25 protein-coding genes are annotated in these 24,554 nt (G+C 56.9%); 12 read left to right on the top strand and 13 right to left on the bottom strand.

From position 1 onward, the window contains the following. Positions 1-30: 30 nt before the first annotated feature. The 3 genes from rbsK to BM029_RS06500 are packed head-to-tail and all read left to right on the top strand — an operon-like array spanning position 31 to position 1,638. Positions 31-945 carry a ribokinase gene (gene rbsK, locus BM029_RS06510; protein WP_092433756.1) on the top strand — a complete coding sequence of 305 codons (915 nt, stop codon included), beginning with the start codon at positions 31-33 and terminating at the stop codon, positions 943-945. A gap of 1 nt (position 946) precedes the next feature. Further along, positions 947-1,339 (top strand): D-ribose pyranase, encoded by a 393-nt coding sequence (gene rbsD, locus BM029_RS06505; RefSeq protein WP_092433753.1) that lies wholly within the window; start codon positions 947-949, stop codon positions 1,337-1,339. A gap of 53 nt (positions 1,340-1,392) precedes the next feature. Next, positions 1,393-1,638 carry a DUF3717 domain-containing protein gene (locus BM029_RS06500; protein ID WP_092433751.1) on the top strand — a complete coding sequence of 82 codons (246 nt, stop codon included), beginning with the start codon at positions 1,393-1,395 and terminating at the stop codon, positions 1,636-1,638. On the opposite strand, the gene BM029_RS06495 is transcribed toward BM029_RS06500, so the two are convergent. The 3 genes from BM029_RS06495 to BM029_RS06485 all read right to left on the bottom strand — a co-directional run bounded on the left by BM029_RS06495 (position 1,627) and on the right by BM029_RS06485 (position 5,729). Continuing rightward, a complete protein-coding gene (locus tag BM029_RS06495; protein ID WP_092433749.1) occupies positions 1,627-3,141 on the bottom strand; it encodes a B12-binding domain-containing radical SAM protein in 1,515 nt (504 codons plus the stop codon). The genes BM029_RS06500 and BM029_RS06495 overlap by 12 nt on opposite strands. A 163-nt stretch (positions 3,142-3,304) precedes the next feature. After that, a complete protein-coding gene (locus BM029_RS06490; RefSeq protein ID WP_170851007.1) occupies positions 3,305-3,982 on the bottom strand; it encodes an outer membrane protein in 678 nt (225 codons plus the stop codon). Positions 3,983-4,097: 115 nt separating this feature from the next. Further along, entirely contained in the window at positions 4,098-5,729 is a 1,632-nt protein-coding gene (locus BM029_RS06485) for an ABC transporter permease (RefSeq protein WP_092433746.1), read from the bottom strand. A 141-nt stretch (positions 5,730-5,870) separates the two neighbouring features. On the opposite strand from BM029_RS06485, the gene BM029_RS06480 reads away from it, so the two are divergent. Beyond that, positions 5,871-6,947, top strand: a complete 1,077-nt coding sequence (locus BM029_RS06480) for an ABC transporter ATP-binding protein (RefSeq protein WP_092433745.1) — start codon at positions 5,871-5,873, stop codon at positions 6,945-6,947. A 187-nt stretch (positions 6,948-7,134) separates the two neighbouring features. Here the strand turns inward: BM029_RS06480 and BM029_RS06475 are convergent, their stop codons facing one another. After that, positions 7,135-8,169, bottom strand: a complete 1,035-nt coding sequence (locus BM029_RS06475; RefSeq protein WP_092433743.1) for a Fe(3+) ABC transporter substrate-binding protein — start codon at positions 8,167-8,169, stop codon at positions 7,135-7,137. Positions 8,170-8,385: 216 nt separating this feature from the next. Between BM029_RS06475 and BM029_RS06470 the strand changes: the two genes are divergently transcribed. From BM029_RS06470 to phaP, 3 genes are all read left to right on the top strand, one after another. Then, positions 8,386-9,570, top strand: a complete 1,185-nt coding sequence (locus BM029_RS06470; RefSeq protein WP_092433742.1) for a patatin-like phospholipase family protein — start codon at positions 8,386-8,388, stop codon at positions 9,568-9,570. Next, on the top strand, positions 9,570-10,376 hold the full coding sequence (locus BM029_RS06465; RefSeq protein ID WP_244544940.1) for a M15 family metallopeptidase: 807 nt from the start codon (positions 9,570-9,572) through the stop codon (positions 10,374-10,376). The genes BM029_RS06470 and BM029_RS06465 overlap by 1 nt, the downstream gene beginning before the upstream one ends. A gap of 102 nt (positions 10,377-10,478) precedes the next feature. Then, on the top strand, positions 10,479-11,033 hold the full coding sequence (gene phaP, locus BM029_RS06460) for a TIGR01841 family phasin (protein ID WP_092433740.1): 555 nt from the start codon (positions 10,479-10,481) through the stop codon (positions 11,031-11,033). Positions 11,034-11,110: 77 nt separating this feature from the next. Here phaP and BM029_RS06455 read toward each other — a convergent pair whose 3' ends face one another. After that, the gene (locus tag BM029_RS06455; RefSeq protein WP_092433739.1) at positions 11,111-12,025 is read right to left on the bottom strand and encodes a LysR family transcriptional regulator; all 915 of its coding nucleotides are present in this window, start codon (positions 12,023-12,025) and stop codon (positions 11,111-11,113) included. A gap of 137 nt (positions 12,026-12,162) precedes the next feature. On the opposite strand from BM029_RS06455, the gene BM029_RS06450 reads away from it, so the two are divergent. Together BM029_RS06450 and ygiD are read left to right on the top strand one after the other, a co-directional pair. Continuing rightward, the gene (locus tag BM029_RS06450; protein ID WP_092433736.1) at positions 12,163-12,567 is read left to right on the top strand and encodes a DoxX family protein; all 405 of its coding nucleotides are present in this window, start codon (positions 12,163-12,165) and stop codon (positions 12,565-12,567) included. A gap of 43 nt (positions 12,568-12,610) precedes the next feature. Beyond that, positions 12,611-13,408, top strand: a complete 798-nt coding sequence (gene ygiD, locus BM029_RS06445) for a 4,5-DOPA-extradiol-dioxygenase (protein WP_244544939.1) — start codon at positions 12,611-12,613, stop codon at positions 13,406-13,408. Between the two features lie 28 nt (positions 13,409-13,436). Here ygiD and BM029_RS06440 read toward each other — a convergent pair whose 3' ends face one another. The 7 genes from BM029_RS06440 to BM029_RS06410 form a co-directional block, all read right to left on the bottom strand. After that, positions 13,437-14,654 carry a phospholipase D-like domain-containing protein gene (locus tag BM029_RS06440; RefSeq protein ID WP_092433734.1) on the bottom strand — a complete coding sequence of 406 codons (1,218 nt, stop codon included), beginning with the start codon at positions 14,652-14,654 and terminating at the stop codon, positions 13,437-13,439. Between the two features lie 28 nt (positions 14,655-14,682). Next, positions 14,683-16,413 carry a bifunctional metallophosphatase/5'-nucleotidase gene (locus tag BM029_RS06435; RefSeq protein WP_244544938.1) on the bottom strand — a complete coding sequence of 577 codons (1,731 nt, stop codon included), beginning with the start codon at positions 16,411-16,413 and terminating at the stop codon, positions 14,683-14,685. A gap of 22 nt (positions 16,414-16,435) precedes the next feature. Further along, on the bottom strand, positions 16,436-17,080 hold the full coding sequence (locus BM029_RS06430; protein WP_092433732.1) for a MotA/TolQ/ExbB proton channel family protein: 645 nt from the start codon (positions 17,078-17,080) through the stop codon (positions 16,436-16,438). A gap of 99 nt (positions 17,081-17,179) precedes the next feature. Beyond that, positions 17,180-19,576: a TonB-dependent receptor gene (locus tag BM029_RS06425; protein ID WP_092433730.1), complete on the bottom strand. Its 2,397-nt coding sequence runs from the start codon at positions 19,574-19,576 to the stop codon at positions 17,180-17,182. Positions 19,577-19,661: 85 nt separating this feature from the next. Next, entirely contained in the window at positions 19,662-20,363 is a 702-nt protein-coding gene (locus BM029_RS06420) for a TonB family protein (protein ID WP_371329085.1), read from the bottom strand. Next, a complete protein-coding gene (locus BM029_RS06415) occupies positions 20,363-20,770 on the bottom strand; it encodes an ExbD/TolR family protein (protein ID WP_092433728.1) in 408 nt (135 codons plus the stop codon). Before BM029_RS06415 ends, BM029_RS06420 begins: the two co-directional genes overlap by 1 nt. 215 nt (positions 20,771-20,985) lie before the next feature. Then, positions 20,986-21,555: an MASE1 domain-containing protein gene (locus tag BM029_RS06410; RefSeq protein ID WP_092433726.1), complete on the bottom strand. Its 570-nt coding sequence runs from the start codon at positions 21,553-21,555 to the stop codon at positions 20,986-20,988. Positions 21,556-21,730: 175 nt separating this feature from the next. On the opposite strand from BM029_RS06410, the gene BM029_RS06405 reads away from it, so the two are divergent. From BM029_RS06405 to BM029_RS06395, 3 genes are all read left to right on the top strand, one after another. Continuing rightward, complete coding sequence (locus BM029_RS06405; RefSeq protein WP_092413886.1) at positions 21,731-22,093, top strand: MarR family transcriptional regulator; 363 nt, start codon at positions 21,731-21,733, stop codon at positions 22,091-22,093. Positions 22,094-22,372: 279 nt separating this feature from the next. Then, positions 22,373-22,621, top strand: a complete 249-nt coding sequence (locus BM029_RS06400; RefSeq protein WP_092433865.1) for a type II toxin-antitoxin system Phd/YefM family antitoxin — start codon at positions 22,373-22,375, stop codon at positions 22,619-22,621. Next, the gene (locus tag BM029_RS06395) at positions 22,611-22,892 is read left to right on the top strand and encodes a type II toxin-antitoxin system RelE family toxin (RefSeq protein WP_092433724.1); all 282 of its coding nucleotides are present in this window, start codon (positions 22,611-22,613) and stop codon (positions 22,890-22,892) included. The genes BM029_RS06400 and BM029_RS06395 overlap by 11 nt, the downstream gene beginning before the upstream one ends. A gap of 25 nt (positions 22,893-22,917) precedes the next feature. On the opposite strand, the gene BM029_RS06390 is transcribed toward BM029_RS06395, so the two are convergent. After that, positions 22,918-24,537, bottom strand: a complete 1,620-nt coding sequence (locus BM029_RS06390; protein ID WP_092433722.1) for an NAD(P)/FAD-dependent oxidoreductase — start codon at positions 24,535-24,537, stop codon at positions 22,918-22,920. Positions 24,538-24,554: the final 17 nt, after the last annotated feature.

The following is a 24,554-nucleotide window of genomic DNA, read 5'->3' as shown; positions in this document are numbered from 1 at the left end:
TTTGGGTAACCCTTATTTTTAAGAACACACATGATCGTCATCATCGGCAGTATCAACATGGACCTGGTGCTACGCGTACCGCGCATGCCGCATCCCGGTGAAACCTTGTCCGGTGGCCGCTTCCAGACCATCTCGGGCGGCAAAGGCGCGAATCAGGCAGTCGCTTGCGCGCGCCTCAGCGCCGACAACATGAAGGTAGCAATGATCGCCTGTCTCGGCGACGATGCCTTCGGCCTAGAACTGCGCGCGGCATTGCGCAACGACGGCATCGACGACAGCCATGTCAGCACGATAGCAGGCGAAGCTTCAGGCGTGGCCTCGATCCTGGTTGATGCCGGCGGCCAGAACAGTATCGTACTGGCCGCCGGCGCCAACGACGCGCTGAGCCCGGCCCATATCGACGCTGCACGCAGCTTGATCGAACAGGCGCGCATCGTCGTGTTGCAGCTGGAAACGCCGCTGGCCACGGTCCGCCATGCGATCAAGCTGGCGCATGAACTAGGCAAGATCGTGGTGTTGAATCCGGCGCCCGCGCAAGCCTTGCCAGCCGATTTGCTGGCGCAGGTGGAGTACCTGATTCCGAATGAAATCGAGGCCGCGATGCTGGCCGGCCTGAGCGCTGCCAGTCTTGATAGCGACACCGCAATCGAAGCAGCGGTCGCCAAATTGCGCGCCGCCGGCAGCGCCAATGTGCTGGTCACGCTGGGTGAGAAGGGCGTCTATGCCGCACTGTCGTCCGGCTCCGTCCATTTTGCCGCACAGCCGACCAAGGCGGTCGATACCACCGCCGCCGGCGATACCTTCATTGGCGGTTTTGTCGCCGCGCTGGCCGAAGGGCGCAGCGAAATCGACGCCATCGCTTTCGGCCAACGCGCGGCCGCCTTGAGCGTGGCGCGAGTCGGTGCGCAAACCTCGATTCCTTATCGTCACGAACTGGACGCTTGAGATGAAAAAAAGCCCGTTATTGAATATCGCGTTGTCGCAACTGATCGCATCGCTGGGCCACGGTGAAAGTATCGTGATTGGCGATGCCGGTTTGCCGGTGCCGCCCGGTGTGCCGCTGATCGATCTGGCGTTGACGCGCGGGGTGCCCGGCTTCATGGTGACCTTGCAAACGGTGTTGACTGAAATGCAGGTCGAGCATCATGTGCTGGCCGACGAGTTGCCGCTACACAGCCCGCAGCTGGCGCGACAGATCGAAGCTCTTGGCCTGGCCGACAAACGTACTTTGTCGCACGCCGATTTCAAGCGTATGACCCAGAGCGCCAAAGCCGTTATCCGCACCGGCGAGTTCACGCCTTATGCAAACATCATCCTGGTCGCCGGCGTAGTGTTTTGATAACAATTTGCTCAAATACCTGACAAGAACGTCCCTGCAGGTACAATAAAGCCATGAATATCTCAATGCCCGAACTGGAACAAGCCATTAATTACTGGCGTCTGCAACGGCCTGCGGTAGGGGAAGAGTGCGCATTGTCACCCGAGGTCAATGCGCTCGCCGACGTGTATGCCTTGATGATCATCAATCACAGCAGCAGCGTCGCGCTGGCCTCCATGGGCAGCGTTGCGCAGCAATTGATCGGCGCATGGCGGCAAACCAAGCTGGATGTCAGCACCGGCAACCAGTCAATGGGCTAGATGCCGTGCCTGGCGCTTGGGGGCAACCAGTCCCTCAGGTTTGACAACGGGCTGCGGCAAATCCGTTTGTTTCGCCGCTTTACCCGCGTAGTCCGTACTGAGCACCGCGTTGACCGCACTCTCGCTCATTCCCTGCAAGCGTAACCACTGGCCGACCAGCCCCGCCAGCCGATCCAGCGCGATCCGGTGGGTGGCGTCGGTCTTGCCGTATAGCCAGTCGGAAAACGCCATGAAATTATCGAACGGCGTCTCGCCCAGCAAGATCGGCAGTGTGTGGGCGAAGCGCCCTGAATTGGCGACCAGATCCCAGTAACGCGAGAAACGTTGCAACCGTTGCATGGTCGGGAAATCGATCTTGTTGGTTGCCAGGATGGTATAGGGCGGATGCGGATCGAAGATCAGGCCGTAGGGTTCGGTATGGCGAATGATGGGCGTACCGCGCAAGCGCTTGAGGATGCCGAACTGGATTTCATGCGGCTGCAGTTCCACCAGGCGATCGAAGCCACGGGCGAAGCTGGCGACATCTTCACCCGGCAGGCCGGCGATCAGGTCGACATGCAGATGCGCCTGCGATTGCTGTATCAGCCAGCGAATGTTCTCCGCAGCTTTTTCATTGTTTTGTTTGCGGCTGACCAGCGCCTGTACTTCCGGATTGAAGCTCTGGATGCCGATTTCGAATTGCAGTGCGCCGGGCGGAAATTGCGCGATCGACTCTTTCAATGCATCGGGCAGATGATCCGGTACCAGCTCGAAGTGGGCAAACACCGGATCGCCCGGATCGGCCGCTAATTTGTCGAGAAAGAATTGCAGGATCTTGAGGCTGGTCTTGACGTTCAGGTTGAACGTGCGATCGACGAACTTGAACAGCCGCGCGCCGCGCGCATACAGCGATTCCATCTCAGCCAGGAAATTATCGAGCGCAAAAGGCCATGCAGTCTTGTCCAGCGCCGACAAACAGAATTCGCATTTGAACGGACAGCCGCGCGAAGCTTCCACATACAAGGTGCGATGGGCGATGTCATGGTCGCTGTACAAGCTATATGGCAATACGATATCAGCCATCGGCGGCTGCACGCCGACGTGGACTTTCATCAGCGGTTTCGGGCCATGCAGGATCTGCTGGCATAGCTGCGGCAAGGTAACGTCGCCCCAGCCGGTCACCAGATAATCGGCGAGCTGGACGATTTGTTGTTCTGCAGATTCGTAGGACACTTCCGGTCCGCCGAGGACGATCACCATGTCCGGCGCCACGCGTTTCAGCATCGCCACCACTTTGGTGGTTTCTTCGATATTCCAGATATACACGCCGAAGCCGACGATGGTGGTGCCGGTATCGGCCTTGTGCGCCAGCAGTTTTTCGACGATATCGGTGGTTTTGGCGCCGATGACAAATTCATGCAGTTGCGTGGCGTCACGCAGATCGCCCATGTTCGCTTGCAAATAGCGCAGCCCGAGAGAAGCGTGGGAGTAACGCGCGTTGAGCGTGGACAGCAAGATTGTCATAATTGGCTAGCGGAAAGATTGGCGGCGGAAACTGCAGAATGCGCCATTTTACGCCCCAATCTACGCAGGCCGCCCAACCAGCAATTTCGCTTTGCAGCGAAATTGGAAATCTGATTGGATTGTTCAGCGGATAATTTAGCCGATGAGTGAAGCGATAAGGAAATCAGAAACGGGCGCGCAGCTCCAGGAACAGATCGCGCTGGCTCAATTTGCCATTCAACTGTTCATCGCGGGCGGATGCAACATTCGCGAAGTCATTGAGGCCGGTCTTGATTTTACCCATGTCGGTGTAGCGATAACCGATACCGAGCGTGACCTTCTTGCTTACATGATAATCAGCACCGAAGCCAAGGCCGTAGGCGAAGTTGGTTTGTGATTTCTGGTCGAACGGACGTCCCGGATTACCTTGGAAACCATCGGCCTTGATCATTGCCAGACCAGCGCCAACCGTGCCGTACAAGGACACCTGGTTATTCAATGGGAAATCCTTGTAGCCGTTGACCATCAAACGTTGCGACTTGGTTTCCATGTGCTGGACGTTGGCGCTGAAAGGCGACCAGAAGCTGTTGAATTGCGATTTTTGCGGTGCTGTATATTCCGCTTCGACACGCCACTCGGCTGGCAACGCATAGCCCAGTGCGATAGAGGCGCCACCGCTGCGAACGGTGCCAGGGCCGGAGAGCATTTGCTGTGCACGGACGCTGTACGGTTGCATGTCCGTAAGAGACTGCTGCGCACTGAGAGCCTTGACGGATACGTAGACGTTGTCGAGATTGTTCGCGTGTGCGGTGGAGGCGAAGAGACCTGTTACGGCCAGGGCAAGCAGAATTCGGCGATGCATTATTTTCCTTAAAGATATAATTAATAAAAAGATAATATTAAGTTTTAAATAATACATCAGATGTGGTCTTTTTAACAAGTTCAAGGAATTTCGTGGGCGTTTTTTGAGACGTTTCCTATTCGCGCCTGGTTAGTGCTTTAGTTACCAACAACACCGGGATCAACCCCACCGCAACAATGGTCAGCGCCGGTAGTGCCGCTTCACCAAGCCGCTCGTCGCGCGCCAGGTTGTGGGCGATTACCGCCAGGGTATCGGTGTTGAACGGCCGCAGCAGCAGGGTGGCAGGCAACTCTTTGACTACATCCACGAACACCATCAGGAACGCAGTCGCCATCGAGCGCCACAACAGAGGTGCATGCAAGATGCGGGCGATGCGCCAGCCGCTGCTGCCGAGGGTGCGCGCCGCTTCATCCAGGGTAGCCGGGATGCGTGCGTAGCCGGCCTCGATCGATTGCACTGCAACCGCACTAAAGCGCACCAGATAGGCGTACAAAATGCCGAGCGAGGTGGCCGTCACCAGAATCCCGACCTGGTTTTGCGGCGCAACCGCTTGCAGCCATGCCAACGGCAGCAGGATACCTACCGCAATGACGGAACCGGGCACGGCATAGCCCATCGCCGCCATCCGCGTCACCAGGCGTAGCAGCCAAAGTTTGAACGGCGGTAAATTGCGCGTCCGTTGCACGTAGCTGAGCGCTAGCGCCACCGCGACCGCCAGTATTGCGGCGATGGCGCCGAAACGGAAACTGTTCCAGGCCCAGCCTGCATAGCGCAGCAGATCGACGCCCTGGTTCAGGTAAGGATCGTCGCTCTGATGCAGGAATTCGTTCCACATCAGACGCAGCAGGATCAGTACCGGCAAGATGAAGCCGAGCATGATCGGCAAGCCGCAGATCAGCCATGCCAGCAGGCGCTGGCCGCCGTGCAAGGGGGTGAGCCGGGTTTCCTGCGCATCGCTGCGTTGTCCGCGTACGCTGGAAAAGCGCAGGCGCTGCTGGCCCTTGCGTTCGACCCACAGCAACAGTGCGACGATAGCCAGCAATACCGATGCCAGTTGTGCGGCCGCCATGTGGCTGTCCATGACCAGCCAGGCCTTGTAGATGCCGGTGGTGAATGTACTCAGGCCGAAGTAAGCGCCAACGCCATAGTCGGCCAGCGTTTCCATCAACGCCAGCGCAGCGCCCGCCATCAGCGCCGGTCGTGCCAACGGCAGCGCCACGCGCCGGATGCGCGCAGCTAGCGGCGTGCCGAGCAAGCGCGCGGCTTCCATCAGATGCACTCCGCGTTCGTTCAAGGCGTTGCGCGCCAGCAGGTAGGTGTAGGGATAGAGCGTAAAAATGAACAGGAAGATGGCACCTGGCAGGCTGCGTATTTCCGGCAGGCGTAAACCCGGGATGAGTTCGCGCAAACTGCTTTGCAGCAAGCCGCTGTATTGCAGGAAATCGGTATAGGCATAGGCCGACACGTAGGCAGGCATCGCCATTGGCAGCAACAGCGCCCACTGGAAAAAGCGGCGGCCGCGGAATTCGAACAGGCTGACCGTGACCGCGGTAGCGGCGCCGACAAGCACGACGCCGGTAGTTACCGCCAGCGCCAGCCAGGCGGATGTGCCCAGATAAGCCGGCAACACCGTCTGCATCTGTTGCGATAGCAGATCAAGCGTCGCGGCATCCAGCTGCAGCCAGGCTGCGACGATACCGAGTATGGGGAGAGCGATCAACAGTGCGATTATGGCGATCAGTGGCATGTGTACGAAAGAAGGGAAATGCTGGATTTAAATGAGAGTGCTGTAAACTACGACAATGCGTAGAGAATTTCGACTTGAACGGCAGGCAAGCGTTCATCCCGAACCAGCCGAATTGTAACCAGCTTCATGCACTCTTTCCCCATGTTCCTCACTCTCGATCAAATTAGTGTCAGTTATCCAGGCGCACCGGCGCCGGCGGTGGAGGCCGTGTCGCTGCAGCTTGCGGCGGGCCAGCTCGGGGTGCTGATCGGCCCCTCTGGCAGCGGCAAGACCACCTTGCTGCGTTCGATTGCGGGCCTGGAGCAGCCGCAGAGCGGCGAGATCGCTCTGGATCAGGTCGTGCTGGACGGGCCGCAAACCAGGGTCGATGCCGAACAGCGCCGCATCGGCATGGTGTTCCAGGATTTTGCCTTGTTCCCACATCTGAGTATTGCGGCCAACGTTGGCTTCGGTTTGCATAACCTGCCGCGCTCGCAACGCGTGCGGCGGGTCGAAGAAATGCTGGCCCTGGTCGGGCTGGAAGGTGCGCACGAAAAATATCCGCATCAATTGTCGGGCGGCCAGCAACAACGGGTAGCGTTGGCGCGCGCCTTGGCGCCCGAGCCGCGTTTGCTGCTGCTGGACGAGCCTTTTTCCAGCCTGGACATCGAGTTGCGCGAGCGTCTGGCGCAAGACGTGCGGCAGATTCTGAAGCAAGCCGGCATTACGGCACTGATGGTGACTCACGATCAACTGGAAGCCTTCGCCATCGGTGATGTGGTTGGCGTGATGCAGCACGGCCATCTGCAGCAATGGGCGACGCCTTACGATTTGTATCACCGTCCGGCGACACGCTTTGTTGCCGATTTCATCGGCCACGGAGTGTTGCTGCCGGGCCGTCTGATCGACAGCGGCGGCGGGCTGGCGGTATCGACGGTATTGGGCGATCTGCAGGATATCAGCGCGACGGTGCTGCAAGCGCTCCAGGTTCACGGGCGCGATCCGTTTGACGTATTGCTGCGCGCGGATGATATCGTGCATGACGATGCTTCTCCGTTCAAGGCGCGGATCAGGCGCAAGTCTTTCCGCGGTTCTGAATTTTTATACACGCTGCAACTGGCGAGCGGCCAGGAGTTGCTGGCATTGGTGCCATCCCATCACGATCATGCGATCGACGAGTGGATCGGCATCAAACTGGATGTGAGTCACGTGGTGACCTTTCCTTTATCAATTGCATGACTTTTTTGAATAAATAATCATCATGACGCAATATATTGTGGTCGGCCTGGAATTTTGCGTGGTACTGATGGTGGCGCTCGTCATCTATATGATCAAGAAAAAATAGACTATTCGCAGATGTTAAAAAGGCTGGCGCATCGTGCTCCAGCCTTTTTTACCACATCGAATTTCTGTCAGCCGAGATCCATTATTTGTAACCGGCGCGATCCAGCAATTGCTGCACTTTCTGCTGGTTGCGGCCAACCGCAGAAACATCGATCACCTCGGCTTTATAAGGGCCGAGCGCGTCCAGTGCCGGGTTGCCGCTCTTGACACTTTTGACTGCCGGCGATTCATTATTGCCTTCGGCAAAATAGCGCTGGGCATCGTCGCTGGACAGGTACTCCAGGAACTTGACTGCCGCTTCACGATGCGGTGCATGCTTGGCGACGCCGGCGCCGGCGATATTGACGTGGGTGCCGGTGGTTTTCTGGTTAGGCCAGATCACGCTGACTTTCTTCATTACTTCGATATCTTCGGGCTTGCTCGATTTCATCAGCCGTGCAACGTAGTAGGAGTTCGAAATCGCCACGCCGCATTCGCCTGAAGCGACTGCCTTGATCTGATCGGTATCGCCACCGACCGGCGAGCGCGCCTGGTTGGCGACATAGCCTTTCAGCAGCGCTTCGGTCTTGGCTTCGCCGTGATGCTCCAGCAAGGAACCGAACAGCGACACATTGTAAGGATGCGAACCGGAACGGGTGCACAACTTGCCCTTGTTCTTCGGATCGGCCAGCGCTTCGTAGGTTTCAACGTCTTGCGGCTTGATGTTTTGCTTGTTGTAGACGATCACGCGGGCGCGGGTCGAAAAGCCAAACCATTGCGAGCCCTTGCCGTCATCCTTGCCGCGCAGGTTGACCGGGATACGTTCATCAAGGATGGCCGATTTCACCGGCTGGAACAGGCCGTCGTTTTCTGCCCGCCACAGACGCGCCGCATCCACCAGCAAAATCACATCCGCCGGGCTGGCCGCGCCTTCGCTTTTCAGGCGAGCGATGGTGCCGGCGTCGTCACCGTCGACGCGATTGATCTTGATGCGAGTGGTTTTGGTGAAGTTGCCATACAGCGCTTCGTCGGTTTGATAGTGGCGTGCGGAATACAGGTTCAGCACTTGATCCTGCGCGATGGCAGTGGCTGAACTGGCGACCAGAATGGTGCTGGCGATGATAGAGCGCAAAAGCATGGAAACTCCTCTTTTGATGATGGAAATGGTGGTTTGTTGCTGGTAACAAATTGTTACATTTAAAGCTGGCTTACTATAACACAAATGAGAATCGTTACTGTTTGTGGTGATTTGATGATGGTTTGATGACAGCTCGATGACATATGCGCAGCCGTAGTTGTCTCTCGGCGCGATCGGTTAATATGATTGTTCCTCCCAACACAAGATGGGTATCAAATGAGCAATAAAACCACTTCCAAAGCAAACATCCGCACTAAAACCAAAGCCGAATCCGTCACTCCGCGAGTGGCGCTGGTGCTGCAGGGCGGTGGCGCTCTGGGGGCGTATCAAGCGGGGGTTTATCATGCGATGCACGAAAACGGCTTGACCCCGGACTGGGTGGTGGGAACCTCGATCGGCGCCATCAACGCCGCCATCATTGCCGGCAACGAACGCGATCTGCGCTTATCGCGGCTCAAGGAGTTCTGGGAGCTGGTCGGTCATGGCGACCTGATGGATATGAGTAAAGTCAGCGACAGCGTGCGTCATTTCAATACCTGGTGGACCACGAATGACGTCACCGCCCGAGGAGTGCCGGGATTTTTCTCGCCTCGTTCGCCGAACCCTTTCGTACTGGGTTTGCCGGTCGCGCCCGAGCAAGCCAGTTTTTACGACACTACCCCGCTGGCTGAAACGCTGGCTCGCCTGGTCGACTTCAAGCATCTGAACTCTCCCGAGGCCATGCGGCTGACAGTGAGTGCGATGAAAGTGGCGTGCGGCAGCCTGGTCAATTTCGATTCCCGGGATCAGCCGATCGGGGTTGAGCACATCATGGCCAGCGGCGCCTTACCGCCCGGTTTTGCTCCGGTACGGGTAGACGGCGAACTGTACTGGGATGGCGGCTTGTATTCGAATACGCCGCTGGAGGTGGTGCTGGACGATGAATCCAAGACCGACGTCGACGGTAATACGCTATGTGTCATGGTGGATTTGTGGAGTGCCAGCGGCCCCGAACCGGCGACGCTGGACCAGATCACCAATCGTCAAAAAGACGTGACCTTTGCTTCACGTTCAGAGCGCCACATCGAAAATTATTTGCGCATGTATCAACTGCGGCGCGCCGCGAAAGCGTTGTATGACAAACTGCCGCCGGCGTTGCGCAGCAAGTCCGACCTCAAGGAGTTCGCGGGCTTGAACGACAACAGCACGATTCACATTGTGCGCCTGCGGTACGGCGGCCACGACTGGAACATGCCATCCAAGGACATCAATTTTTCGCGCGGCTCGATCGAATGGCGTTGGGAACAAGGCTACGAAGATGCCATGCAGGCTCGCGAGCGGATCCGGGCCAACGGCGAGACCTTTGGCAATTCCGATGCCGGCCTCGTGGTGCATGAACTGGTCATGCCGCCGGTGAGCTGATGCCGATGGCGCTTTTCTCCATACCGGCCTCTGTGCTGCGTCTACTCGTGGTGTTGCCCTTGCTGGCCGGCCTGCAGCAGGCGCATGCACAATCCGGCGCTTCCGGGCTTGATGTCGAACAGTGCGCGCTCCTGAAGCAGCGCGTGCTGCAGCCTGGGGCGCCGGTCGATTGCCCGCAACTGCAAATAGTGCGTTTCTCGTATGTCGACTTTGACCAGGTACGGCACGATAACGGCGAGATCATGGTCATGGCCGCGGTTGCTCCACAGGTGAAGGCGTTGTTCGACGAACTTCTCAAGCGCCGTTTCCCGCTTGCGCAGGCCCGCTTGATGGAGCATTATCAAGGCAACGACGACGCATCGATGGCGGAAAATAATACCTCGGCCTTTAACGACCGGCCGATTACCGGCGGTGGCGCAGTGTCCCTGCATGCCTACGGTTTAGCGATCGATATTAATCCCTTGCAAAATCCGTTTGTGCTGCGCGATGCACAAGGTCGGCTGGCTTACAGTCCGCCGGCGGGCCAGGCATACGGCAAGCGGGTTGCTGGCCGGCCTGGAAGTAGTGAACAAATTGTGGAACTAATTGCGCAACATGGCTTTCTGATTTGGGGAGGCGACTGGAAAAAGCCTGTCGATTACCAGCATTTCCAGGTCAGCCGCAAACTGGCGGAGCGGATGGCGAAAATGCCGGTGCCGCAGGCGCGCCAGTTGTTTGAAAGTGCGATTGTCGCCTACCGCGCATGTCGTAGCGGTCATGGCAACCAGCCGAAAGACCGGAAGGTTTGCGCCGCAGCAGATAGTTAGGGCATTGTCAGATTTAGCGGAGGCAGATGTACATTTTGTTTGTGAATGTGCAATATTGCCATATTAATAGCAACAGATGATTTGTTCACACAGGAGAAGGCCATGTTTTCGTTTCATGAAAAGTTTGCCGAAGCAACCAAAGCACATTTTGAAGCCCAGCTGGCATTGCTCAATACCCTGACCGCAAAAACCTTCGAGGGCGTTGAAAAAGTCATCGAACTCAATCTCAATGCAGCGAAGGCTTCAATGGGAGAATCCGGTGAGGCGACCAAGCAATTGCTGAGCGCCAAAGATCCACAGGAATTCCTTAACATCTCGGCCGCGCAAGCCAAGCCACAGGCCGAAAAGGCAGCTACCTACGGCCGTCACCTGGCCGGTATCGCCTCCGGCACCCAGGCTGAATACACCCGTGCGGCAGAAGCGCAAGTTGCAGAAACCAGCCGCCGGATCAATGCCTTGATAGATGAGGTCAGCAAGACCGCGCCAGCCGGTTCGGAAAATGCGATCTCGATCTTGAAATCGGTGATCAGCAACGCCAACGCAGGTTATGAGCAGCTGACCAAGAATGCCAAGCAGGCTGTTGCGACTTTGGAAGCCAACCTGAACAACGCCAGTGAGCAAGTGGCCAAGGCTACCGCGCCCAAGAGTAAGAAGTAGGATAAAGAAACAAGGCAGAGAAGCAAGGCAAACGCCGATTCTTGATCCAAGCTAAAGGCCGCAGATGCGGCCTTTTTTCATATCGGCAAAGCATGGTCCCAGGCTGGCGCTTCGCCGAACTGCTGCGCCAGGAAATCGACAAAAGTCCGGACCTTTGCCGACAAGTGCTGACGACTCGGATACACCGCGTGAATCGCCAGCGCATCGCCACGATAGTCCGTCAGGATCGGCACCAGGCGGCCGTCGCGGATCGCATCGCCGATGATGAAAGTCGGCTCTCGTATCACGCCCATGCCGGCAACTGCCGCTGCCAGCAGCAAGTCGCCGTTATTGCAATGCAAGCCGCCGCTGATGCGTACCGTGTGGATCTTGCCGTTGCGTTGCAAGCGCCATTCGTTGCCTGCTTGTAAGTAAGCATAGGTCAGGCAAGTATGCCGGGCCAGGTCGTCGGGATGCTGTGGCGTGCCGTGCTGCGCAAGATAGGCCGGCGCGGCACAGGTTAGCACATGCGCGGGCGCCAGTTTGCGCATCACCAGGCTGGAATTTTGCAATCTGCCAATGCGTATCGCCAGATCGAAACCTTCCTCTACCAGATCGACAATCCGGTCCGATAAAGTCACATCCAGTTCGACATTGGGATAGCGTTGCGCATACAGCGGTAACAGCGCGCCCAGATGATTGACGGAAAAGGATACCGGCGCATTGATGCGCAACACTCCGCTCGGATTGGCGGCATGCATGCCGGCTGCAAGTGTGGCTTGTTCGAGATCGGCCAATACCTGTTTGCAGCGCTCCAGGTAGGCGCTGCCGGTATCGGTCAGGCTGATGCGGCGCGTGCTGCGGTTCAACAGGCGCGCACCAAGATATTCCTCAAGGTCGGCGATATGCCGCGTCACCGATGGATTCGACAGGTTCAGGATGCGTGCCGCACCAGACAGGCTGCCGGTTTCCGTCACTTTGACAAACACTTTCATGGCTTCGAACAGATTCATCGCAAGGCCTTATTATTCTGGAATTCGGAAATAGTATTTCAATAAAACCCTATTTTTCTTTCCATTGCAAGAATATATAGTCAGGCAGGATCTATAAAATTCTCTGACTTTTAACCATTTCTTGCGAAAGCTCTATCATGAACACCAACAATTCAGGCAACTACGCTGCCACCTTGCTTAGACTCACTTTAGGTATCGCGCTGTTGGCGCATGCGTACCTCAAGGTTTTCGTTTTCACTTTGCCGGGTGCTGCCGGTTTCTTTGCCAGCCAGGGTTTTCCGGCCTGGTCGGTTTACCCTGTGGTGGCAGTTGAAGTGCTGACCGGGATTGCCATGGTGCTTGGCCTGCAGGCGCGGATTGCCGCCGTGATTTCGTTGCCGGTACTATTAGGTGCATTATCGGTACATGCTGGCAACGGCTGGGTTTTCACCAGCCCTAACGGCGGTTGGGAATACCCTGCATTCATGGTGGTCACCGCAATTTCAGTTGCCTTGCTGGGCAACGGCGCGTTTGCGCTAGGCTCGGCCAAGGTCGAGAAGTGATCTGACAAGCAACCTGACAACAAGCTGATTGAAAGAGATCAAGATGAGCACTAATGCCACCCGCATGCCGGCGATTTTTTTCGGCCACGGCAGCCCGATGAATGCACTTGAAGACAATCGCTACACCGACGCATGGGCTCAACTGGGCGCCAGCGTGGCGCGGCTGCAGCCGAAGGCGATCCTGTCGGTGTCCGCGCATTGGTACACGCGCGGCACTGGCGTCACCGCGATGACGCAGCCGAAGACCATCCACGATTTCGGCGGCTTTCCGCAAGCGTTGTTCGATGTTCGTTATCCGGCGCCGGGCGATCCGCAACTGGCGGCGCAAGTGCGCGATCTGCTGGCGCCGGTAGCGGTCGCCATGGATCAATCCTGGGGACTTGATCACGGTACCTGGTCGGTGCTGGTCAAAGCCTTTCCCAAGGCCGATGTCCCGGTGATACAACTAAGTATCGATGCGACCCAGCCGGCGCAGTTCCATTTTGACCTGGGGCGCAAACTTGCGGTATTGCGCGAACAGGGGGTGCTCATCATCGGCAGTGGCGATGTGGTGCATAACCTGCGCTTGATGAGCCGCGGCCAGGACGTGCCGGTGCCTGGCTGGGCGCAACGCTTCAACGATCATATCCGCGAGAGCCTGGTGAGCGGCGATATACAATCGGTCATCGACTATGCCGACCAGGGGCAGGATGCGCAATTGTCAGTGCCGACGCCAGAGCATTATCTGCCTTTGCTGTACGTCGCCGGCGCCAAGCAGGATGACGAAACGATTTCGATTGCAGTGGATGGCATCGATATCGGCTCTATCAGCATGCTGACCGCCGTGGTCGGCGCAGTCTGACGCTAGCTGAGCTCAGGCGCAAGCAGGATTATTCCTTGCCCTTCACCGGCTTGGGGTAATCCTTCATCACATCGATCGGCTGCGCATATGCGGAGTCCCAGGTTTGCTGGTGTAACTCGGCGATCCGTTGCGCCATCTTCTCATTGCGCAGCACGATTTCCAGATTGCGCGAATTATCCAGATAGCCGCCGCTCCAGTTACTGGTGCCGATCCATGCCAGCTGGCCGTCGATAGCCATGGTCTTGCTGTGGATTACGCGGGCGAAAGGAATGAAGCCGGTGCTGGCCTGCGGCAACGTGACGATCCTGATTTCCATGCCAGGCAGCAGCGCCAGGCTTTTCAAATAAGCGATCGCCGGTTTTTCGGTATTCCAGTTCGATACCATCAGCTTGACCTTGACGCCGCGCGCCAATGCCGCGCGGATCGCATTATCAATCACCGCATAATAAGGGCGTGTGCGATTCAGACCGTAGCTCAAGGGCGCGTAGTCAAGCAACTGGATCCGGACTTCGGATTTGGCCGCCGCCAACAGCTTCGGTAATTCAGTCTCCGAATCGCCGACGCCGGGCGGGTTAAAAGCGTTCGGGCTAGCCACCAGGAATGTCGCTTGCCGGTCATTGGCGGCAACCACGCTCTGATTGAGTTTTGGCACTTCCTTGCCCTGTGCAATCAGCTCCTGCGCATGCCAGTCGTGTTCGAAAATATTCTGCAGCTGGCTGACAACCACGGCGTCAGTGATGCGCAGGCCAGTCTCATGGATGTGGGCAAACGAGCGCCAGTCGAAATTCTGGCTGCCAACGTAGGCGGTGCTGCCATCGACCACCATATATTTTGCGTGGATGATGCCGTTGCCCGTCAACCTGGAATAATCGAGATAACGGAATTCCAGATTGGGAATCTGCCTGAGCCGTTCGATGGTTGGCATGTCGGAGGCGAATTTTCCTTTTTCCTCCATCAGAAAACGGATCTTGACGCCGCGCGAGCCGGCGGCGGCGAGTCGCGCTATCACCTGCTCGAACGCCGCGCCAGGCTGGCTCGCCACATAAAACTGGCCCAGCACGATCTGCTGTCTGGCGGCGTCGAACATCTCGCTCCAGACTTGCAGCGGTTCCCGCAAATCGGGTGTTGCCAAGGTTGTTTCCACCGGAGCGGTGTGCACCAGTTCATAACCGGGGATGCTGAATTCGGCATGGACGCTGCCGGTGCAGCCGAGCAGCATTGCTATCAGAGCGATCAATTTGCGCATGGTGCTTCCGAAAAATTTTCAGTTGAGGTCAATGCACGCGGACGATGCGTCCGGCTGCTTGTGTACTGCCGGCCGGGTGGCCGTCACGTTCGCTGGCGATCAGGTAGTGGCTTAACGCATCCAGGTCGTTAATGCCGGTATCGACGCGGTCGGCGCCTTGCGTCAACAGGCTGAAGCCGTCGCCGCCCTGAGAGATAAAGCTGTTGACGCTAAGCCTGTACTGTCCATGTGGATTCACAGCGACGCCGTTCAGCTTGACGCTGCCGGGCAGCACCCGCTGTCCCAGCGGCCGCCTGGCATCCCAGCGATAACTCAGGCCGCGCGAAACTTGCAGCATGATACGGCCGCCGGGGCGGTCCTGATCCAGCCAGCTTTGCTGCTCCAGCAAGGCAAGCAACTGGCTGCCGGTGAGCGTCAACAGGATCAGCGTATTGCTGTAGGGTGTGGTGGCGGCGACCTGAGCATAGTTGGCGCCGCCCGCACCGCTGTCCAGACTCTCGCGAATGCTCTTGTGATTGGTCATGGCAATTTGGGCGCCGAGCTTGCGCGTCGCCGCCAGTTGCGAATCGGCGACGACGTCGCCCAGAGGCGATTCGCCGGCGTCGTTGATCTTGTTATCGATGCGAGCAACTGCGATGCGGGCAATCGGTTGTGCCAGCACTTCGTCGCTACGCGCCTTTAACGCTTGCAGGAACGTCGACAAGGAAGGATCGGGCGCGAAGCGCTGGTTGTCCATCAATACGTTCCGGGCCTGGATCGCCGTAATTTTTTGCGGCAGATCGGCGATGCGCGGATCGATGGTGAGCTTGATCCGCGTCAGCATGTGACCGAACGATTCACCCTGCGTCACAGTGCGGCCGTCGACCTGGCAGGTATAGCCGTTATGGGTATGCGCGCTGATGACCAGCCTGATCGCAGGGGCGAGACGCTTGACGATATCGACGATAGGGCCGCGCAACTGAGTGCATGCCGCCATGTCGAAAGGTTCGGGGGTTTCGCCACCTTGATGGATCAAAACCACGATGGCGCTGACGCCTTGCGCCTTGATCTCAGGGACCCAGCGGTTGATGGCGTCGGCCTCGTCGATGAAGCTGACATTGCTTATGCCGTCGGCAGATACCATTTTTTCCGTGCCGCGCACCACCGCGCCGATGAAAGCAATCTTGATACCGCGCACCTGTTCAATACGATAGGGCGCCAGCAATGGCCGGCCACTGCTCTTGTTGATGACGTTGGCAGCCAGGTAGGGAAATTTAGCGCCAGCGAAATGATCTTCAAATTGACACGCCTTGTCGGGGCGGTTTGAATTGCAGCCGCCATGCTGATAACGCAGCAGTTCGGTACTACCTTGGTCGAATTCATGATTGCCGACCGAGCTGACACGCATGCCTAGCTGGTTGAGTGCGTCGATGGTCGGTTCATCGGCCCAGATTGATGACAGGGCAGGGCTGGCGCCAATCAAATCGCCGGCACCGACCAGCAGCAGCTGCGGATCCTCGGCGCGCCATGTTTTGAGCGCACCGCCTATGGTATCTATACCGCCGACCTTGAACTTGTGCGGCGCGGCGTCGGTGATGCTGGCATAACTCCTGGTTTCCGCTTCCAGGTGACCGTGCAAGTCGTTAATCGCAACCAGATTGATTTCAATCGGCGCACCTGGCGTTGCGTTTTCCAAGCTGGTACACGAACTCAGGAATGCAAGCGCCAACCCGCACAGCAGCCCGGTCCCGATTACAGATTTTGCACGTATATGTTTCAAGCCGTCCTCGATTCAATCCTGGTCAGGCGAGATGCAATTTACCGGGTTCCACCGGCGCTTTCACATCATTGCCAACCACACGGCCGACGCAGGCACGCAACATCAATACTTTCAAATGATCGTTGATGCGCTCGATCCGTTCCTGGAACATATTAAAGAAAAACATGCCGACCACCGCGATGCCGATGCCCAGGGCGGTCGCGTACAAAGCGGTGCCTATGCCCTGCGACACCTGGCCCGGATCGGATACGCCGGATACCGCCAGTGCTTTGAAAGTATCGATGATACCCAAAATCGTGCCGAGCAGGCCGAGCAGGGGGGCGGCGGTGACGATGGTGTCAAGAATCCACAACCGGTGCTGCACTTCGCCGCGGTTGGCGATGTACACCGATTCACTGAAATCTTCCAGGTCTTTTTCACTGGTCAGCTGATGTTTTTCCGCGAGGATGTCGGACACCAGCGTCAGCGGCAAGCTGGAGCGGGCTGTCAGCGCCGTCGGCAGCTCTTGCACATGCTGCACAGCGTGCGTCATGGCTTTTTCCAGGCCGATTGCCTGGCGCAAAGTGTAGTTGAAAAACAGTCCGCGTTCGACAATCACGAATATCGCCAGGGCGGCACAGGCGTACATCAGATAGAAAGCGAGTTCGTGGAATAATTGCATGTTCATGGTGACCTCTCTGCGCACGAATGCGCGTTTGTTGCAGCGGCGGATCCTGGTACTAGATCCGCCGCCATGGATTGCAGTCTGAGAATTACTACTGCCGGATTAGAAATCCGCGATCAGAGTGACGCTAAAAGTACGCGGCGCACTGACGTAGAAAGTCGGCGGAACTGCCGGCGCGCTGCTGTTAATCGCGACCGCATTACTGGTGAACTGGCTACCGCTGCCGGCATTCAGATTCAGGTATTGCTTGTCAAAGATGTTGTTGACGTTGAAGCGCACTGTTGGTTTCTTCAGCCAGGTAGTGGACGGGAAGGTATAACCGGCGCCGGCATTGAACACCGTGTAGCCGCCCAGGCTGTCGTCGTTGACCAAAGTGGTGTAACGCTTGCCGGTGTATTTGCCTTGGCCGAATACATACCAGTTATCTTGTGCGTACTGCAGGCTCAAGCCGCTCAACCAGTTCGGCGTATCCGGAAACTCTTTGCCACCGGTTGGCAGATTGAAGTTGGCTGCCCAAGGCATGTCCTTATCCATCTTGCTCTTGATATAGGACAGCGAACCGTACAGGCTCAGGTTCTTGGTGAGCGAGTAGCCGGATTCCAGTTCCAGGCCCTTGGAGGTCGAGTCGCCGACGTTGTAGTCGGTGCGGTTGCCGGTATCGGGGTTGAACGAACTGGCTATGCGATTTTTGTAATCGACATAGTAGAGCGATCCGGAAAACGTCCATTTGTCAGCCGCGTAGCGGTAGCCGAGATCGTAGTTCCAGGAAGTTTCTTTATCCACCGGCACATTGCGCACAGTGCCGCCGGTATATACGCCGTTGACAAAATTGCCGCCCGAGATCAGATTGAAAAATGAAAAATTGCCCGGCGCCTTGAAGTTCTTCGCAGCATTGAAGAATACCGATTGCGCCTGATCGAGCTGATAACGAATGCCGAGGCTAGGCAGCAGGTCGGAATACGATTTCTGCACAGTATAAAAGCCGGGCGAGCTCTGGCTTGGGTTGTTGGTGACGTCACGGTCTATGCTCGAATAACGCGCGCCGAGCTGCAGGTTCAGCTTGTCTTGCATCAGGCTGATGTTGTCTTGCACGAAAGCTGATTTGCCGGTACTGATGGTAAGTGTGTCGCGGTATTGAACGTAAGAACCGTCTTGGTTCTTGAGCCAGGCATCGGGATTGTTTAGCCAGACATCGGCAGCGTTGCCGTTGTTATCGATCGGCGAATAAGGACCGGTTTGCTGATGACGTGCACGTTCGTACCAATAGCCGACCATCAGTTTGTGGTTGTCGATCTGCTGGTTGTACTTGATCGTGACGCCAGGACGGTAGGTGCGCGTGCGGCTGCCTTCATAGGCAAACACGGTATCCTTGGTGTCGCCGTCGTGATTGACGTCGCGAGCGCCGCCGCCCAGCAGCGTGCCGGAGTTACCTTCGCTGACGGTCTGCAACTGATTGCCGCCAGTGCCGAATCCGTACCACATGTATGGATTGACATCCACGCTGGATTGCGGCGCCAGCTGGAAGTGTGCGTTCATGGTGGCAAGCCAGTTCTTGAACGGGTTCAGGTTGTAGCCGTAGTACAGGTCTTTGTTGCCGGTATTGATACCGGCGTTTGGGCCGTAGGTCGAGTCGTTTTGTGCGCCAGGGCCGCCCGGTTGATGTACCGGCGCCACAGTGCCGTAGTCCAGGTTAGGCCCGTATTGAGCGATCTGGGCTTTGGTCAGCGAACGGTAATTATTGTTCAGAGTCGAGTTGTACATGAAGCCGGTATCGACAAAACTGCCGCCGCCCAGATCCAGCTTGCTGTTGAAATCGACGTGTTCCTTGTCGGCGCGGCCGGTGCCCTTGAATTTGTCTGCCTGAGCTTTGGAATAAGAGATGAAGAACTTGAAGCGATCGTTGAACAGCTTGCCGGAATCGAGACGCACGTAACCTTTCCACAGGTTGTCCGAACCGAAAGTATATTGCGTGCGGAAACGCCGCTGGTCTTCCGGCGTACACATGGTCATGCCGATATTGCCGCCGGTGGCGCCAACGTGCGGTGCTTCGGTATCTGTGGAACCTTGCGTGACGAAGATGTCGCACAGGTTTTCCACATCGGTGTATTCCTGCGGATAGACGGCGAAGCTGCCGGAATCATTGACTGGCGCGCCATTGACGGTGAAGCCGAGCTGGTCGCTGTTAAAGCCGCGCACCCGGACGTTGCCGCCGAACAGGCCGGTGCCGTCGTTATCATAGCTGTTTACGCCTGGCAGCAGGTTGATCATCTGGAACGGATTGCTGGTGGTGCTTTGCTTGTCCATGTAGTCGCGATTGACCGAGCTGCGCGCTTTTGCCGACTCTTCCTGCTGGATCAAACCGGTGCTCTGGCCGCCGCCGGCATCGCCTTGCACTGTAACTTTTCCGACTTCAGATGTATCCGCAGCGTAAACCAGCGGACTGGCGGCGATAAATAACCCGGAGATCAGCAGTGACAGCCGGGTGACTTTGAATTGCATAGCATTACTCCCTGTACGATTTTTATGAGATGTGAAAATTAAGTATTAATGCTGCTAAGTATTCAAACCGCTGCTCGCTGTTGCGCTACCCCGCTCCGGGGATGAACTCCAGCTCGGCGCTGAATCGATGTGTCGCTTCCCCGGTCCAGCTAGATTCGGGAAAGGCGGAAAAAGTAGCGCGATTGATGGTCTTGCGGGCAACTTCGTCGAGCAGCATCGAGTTTGATGATTCATCGATCCCTTGCTCCACCAAGGTGCCGTCGCGATTCAGCACGAACCAGACCTTGACCTTGCCTTGCGGACGCTGCTGGCTGGCCTCGCGGCCGGTCGGATAGCGCTTGATGCTGTTCAGATGTGCCCGCACTTTGGAGACATACCCGGCCTCGACACTGGCGCTGTTCGGTTTGGCCGCGACCGGCGCCGCGATGGCTTTTGGTGGCGTTGGCGGGGCCGCTGCCTCTGCGCCAGGTGCGTTGCTGACCGGTGTGGCGCTCACTGCCTGCGGTGGCGTCGGTTGCCGGACCGGCTGCATCAGTGGTACCGGCAGTGGTTTGACCACTTGCGACGTCGGCGGTGCCGGCGGCGGCGTGGGTATGGTTATGGGCGGCGCCGGAGGTTCCGGTTCCATCAACGCAATCTGCACCAGCGAATCCTCGGTATGCGCTTCAATCTTCGTCGCTTTCTGGATGCCGGCAAAGATCAGGATGGCGAGTATGAGTATCGATGGCAGCGTTGCCAGCGCATCTCGAAATCGATAGAAGAACGGCATGGTCGTCATCGCTTGCATCACGGCTTGCGGGTAGCAATGGAGATCGATTCGAAGCCGTTCTGTTTCAGCGTGTCCATCACTTCCACCAGCCGCTGCACTTCGACTCCACGATCGCTGTTGACGATGACGTTGAGTTTTTCACCGTTCTTCTTTGCCAGATTCAAGCGCGTCGGCAGCTCGCCGATTTTGGTGTCGACGCCGTCGACTTGCAATGCGTCGTTGAGACCGAGTGTGACGACCGCCTTGTTTTGCGGTTTCAGATCCTGTGAACTGCTGGCCGTCGGCAAATGCGTTTTCATGCCGAGCGCAGGAATGACGTTGAGGCTGATCAGCACAAAAAACACCAGTAGAAACATCATGACGTCGATCATAGGAATGATTTCGACGCGAGCTTTCCGCTTTTTTGGTTCGTCCCAACTACGCATTGCACTACCCCGATGAAAGATGCGCGGTGATAGCGTGAATTCGCTAACCGCTATAATTTCTATAACTGTCGGCAGAATAGCGATGAATTATTTCGGCAGTATTACAATCGGCGGCGATGTGGTGATGACGCTACGAAAAGTTAAGCAGAAGATCGGCGAGAGAATTTTGGAGAAAGGGCGCTGTGCGCGTCGCGTGTTACGTGTGCCGGGCTTGCTTAAAGGCGCGGCAACGGAACGAAAGACAGCAGGAGCTTGATTGCATAGACCACGATCAGAGAGCCGGTCAGGTCGCCGATCGACATCACGACCAGGCCCGACCAGAAATGATAGGAGACGCCGCGCAATACAAACCACACCAGCTGCAACAGCGGATTGGCGAGCCCGTATAACAGGATGCAGGCCAGCAGGCGCATCGTGGTCAGATTGCTCAGCGACCGTTGCAGACGCATCTCTTGCAATGTGAATCTGTAGGCAAGATAAGGCGCCAGCGCTGAGATGATGCTGTAACCGATGGTGGTGACCGGATCACCGGGAAAGAGGGCGTAGAGGCTGGAAGTCAGCACTGAGCCGATCAGGATGCCGAGCACGCCCGCCTCGGCAAATAGCAAAGTACAGATAAGCCGTATCCCCGCCGGCAGATAGATCCAGGCAATTCCCTGGGTAAATTCGATGTGCTTGAATAGCCAGTCGTTGGCCATGTACACCAGCATATAGACCATCACTGTAGCGGTGACGGTCAGCAGGTTAAGCCGCAGTTTCTCGACAGTGGACGGGATAGTGATCATGACGCGCGTATATTACCGAAGTATCTGCGCGGGCGTTGGAAGATACTTGCGATTGCGGTGAAATGACGGGTATTATCGATATAAAATTAACAGCGATTCAGCAGCGAATTAATAACGATGCAACAGCGTTTGCAGATTATTTCTGATGTTTCTGGCAACAGCTTACAATAGAGTTATGGAAAAAAATAATCGACCTGCAGATATCTATGTGCGCTTTTTGCAACTGGCGAATGCGCTGCGCGGCCTGCCGTCGCTGCCATCGCTAGACCCATTGGAAGATCGTATTTTGGCATTTGTTGCGCGCGCGGGACAAGCCAAGGAGCGCTTGTCGGTACGCGACATGATGGCGCAAAGCGAACTCGGTTCGCCTGCCATGCTGCACGCACGCCTGAAGTCGATGCGGGAAAAAGGCTGGATCGTATTGACGGATACCGACGATACGCGCCGCAAGCAGGTGGAGTTGAGCCAGGCGGCGTGGCTGCATTTCGATAAGTTGTCGAAGTGCTTGCTGCAGGCGACGCGGGATGCCAGTAAATAGCTATTCCGGCTGTCGATCGATGCATAGGGCTCTGTCATAAAAATACGCGTTCTCGCGTATTTTTTTTGTCCACCTACACCTGGCACGCCCTCGGTTTTGCATCTGTACTGTACGTCGTCAGCACGAGATAGAAATTCAGCCAAAACTTACCGCATGCGTTCAAATTGGCTGTGAAAGTTGGGCCATACTGGGATCTTTCAAGAGGTGGACGATATGCATGAAAGTACTATGAATGATGCTATTATTGGTGCTGTTAACAATGCCTTTAAACGTATTTCTATGGTGCACATGATTCTTGCCGAAACGACAGCGAGCGTTTCCGAGTTAAAAAAAGATCCGATGGGAACCGTTTCTGCCGGCGAAGGATTTCCTGTGGCGATATTAAACCGGAACCAACCGGTTTTTTATTGCGTTCCGGCAAAAGCCTATGAAGTACTGATGAACAAGCTGGAAGACATGGAGTTGAATGCCGTCGCAGACTCCCGGAAAGGTCAAGCTGTGGTCCAGGTCAGGCTGGATGAGCTTTGAGCTAGCCTTCCTGGAGGAAGCATTGAAGGAATGGCGCAAGCTGGATCAGGACATGCGGGAGCAGTTCAAAAAGAAACTGGCAGAACGGTTGCTCAGTCCCCAAGTGCCGTCAGCGCAGCTGTCCGGCTCCGGAAATCGATATAAAATCAAGTTGCGCCACGCGGGCTACCGGCTAGTCTACGAAGTGCGCGACAAAGAGTTGGTCGTACTAGTCATAGCCGTGGGTAAGCGCGAGCGGAACGCCGTGTACAAGACAGCAGAAAAACGTTAAGCCCACAATTCCCCATCGAGCATGTTTACTGTTTGTTCAGCATGCTCAACGCCACCGCTTCCGCTACCCGGATCCCGTCAATCGCCGCCGACATGATACCGCCCGCGTACCCGGCGCCTTCTCCGGCCGGAAACAAACCAGTCGTATTCAAGCTTTGCAGGTTGTCGTCGTGGCGTTTGATGCGCACCGGCGATGAAGTGCGGGTTTCGACGCCGGTCAGCACCGCGTCGTTCATGGCGAAGCCACGAATCTGCTTGTCGAATACCGGCAACGCTTCACGGATGGCGGCAATTGCGTAATCAGGCAGGGCTGTGCTCAGGTCGCCCAGATGGACACCGGGTTTGTAGGAAGGGATCACAGAACCGAGCGTGGTCGATGGCCGGCCGGCGATAAAGTCGCCTACCAGCTGGCCGGGGGCATCATAGGTGCCGCCGCCCAGTTCGAATGCGCGCGATTCCCACTGACGCTGGAAAGCGATCCCGGCCAGCGGATGGCCCGGATAATCGTCCGGCGTGATGCCGACCACGATGCCGCTGTTGGCATTGCGTTCGTTGCGTGAATATTGGCTCATGCCGTTGGTTACCACGCGCCCCGGTTCCGAGGTGGCGGCCACCACGGTACCGCCCGGGCACATGCAGAAGCTGTAGACCGCACGACCATTTGTACTGTGATGGACCAGCTTGTAATCAGCCGCGCCCAGTATCGGATTGCCGGCGCTGGGGCCGAAGCGGCAGCGGTCGATCAAGGATTGCGGGTGTTCAATGCGGAAGCCGAGGGAGAACGGTTTGGCTTCGATATACACGCCACGGTCGTACAGCATCTGGAAGGTATCGCGGGCGCTGTGGCCGATCGCCAAGACCACATGGTCGGTCATGATCGTTTCACCGCTGGCGAGCACGATCGCGCGCACCTGGCCCTGGTCGTTTTCCCATTTGATGTCGATGTCTTCGACTTTTTGCTGGAAGCGGAATTCGCCGCCCAGCGCTTCGATGCTGGCGCGCATTTGCTCCACCATCTTGACCAGCCGGAAAGTGCCGATATGCGGCTTGCTGACGTACATGATCTCGTCCGGCGCATCGGCCTTGACGAATTCGGTCAGTACCTTGCGGCCGTAATGCTTGGGATCCTTGATCTGGGTCCACAGCTTGCCGTCGGAAAACGTTCCGGCACCGCCTTCACCGAACTGGACGTTGGACTCCGGCTGCAGCTCGCGTTTGCGCCACAGTCCCCAGGTATCCTTGGTGCGTTCGCGCACCGCCTTGCCGCGTTCCAGGATGATCGGATTGAATCCCATCTGCGCCAGGATCAAGCCGGCAAACAGGCCGCATGGCCCGGTGCCGATAACCACCGGCCGTGATTTCAGCTGGCCGGGCGCCTGCGCTACAAAATGGTAGTTGGAGTCAGGTGTCGGCACTACGCTGCGATCACCCTTCATCCGCTTGAGGACAGCGCTCTCGTCCTTGAGATCGACATCTACGCTGTAAGTCAGGATCACCGCGGTTTTTTTGCGGGCATCGTAACTGCGGCGGAAAATTGTGTAACCAAGCATTTCTTCAGCGGAAATTCCCAGCCGCGCCAGAATCGCTGCCTGCAGCGCGTCTTCAGGATGGTCGAGGGGAAGCTGTATTTCATTCAATCGCAACATGGGTATTCCGGGAAATC

The organism is Collimonas sp. OK607 (assembly GCF_900111995.1).
GTDB lineage: Bacteria > Pseudomonadota > Gammaproteobacteria > Burkholderiales > Burkholderiaceae_D > Collimonas.
The sequence above is the reverse complement of the archived record's forward strand: the minus strand, read 5'-3'. Positions and strand labels throughout refer to the sequence as shown.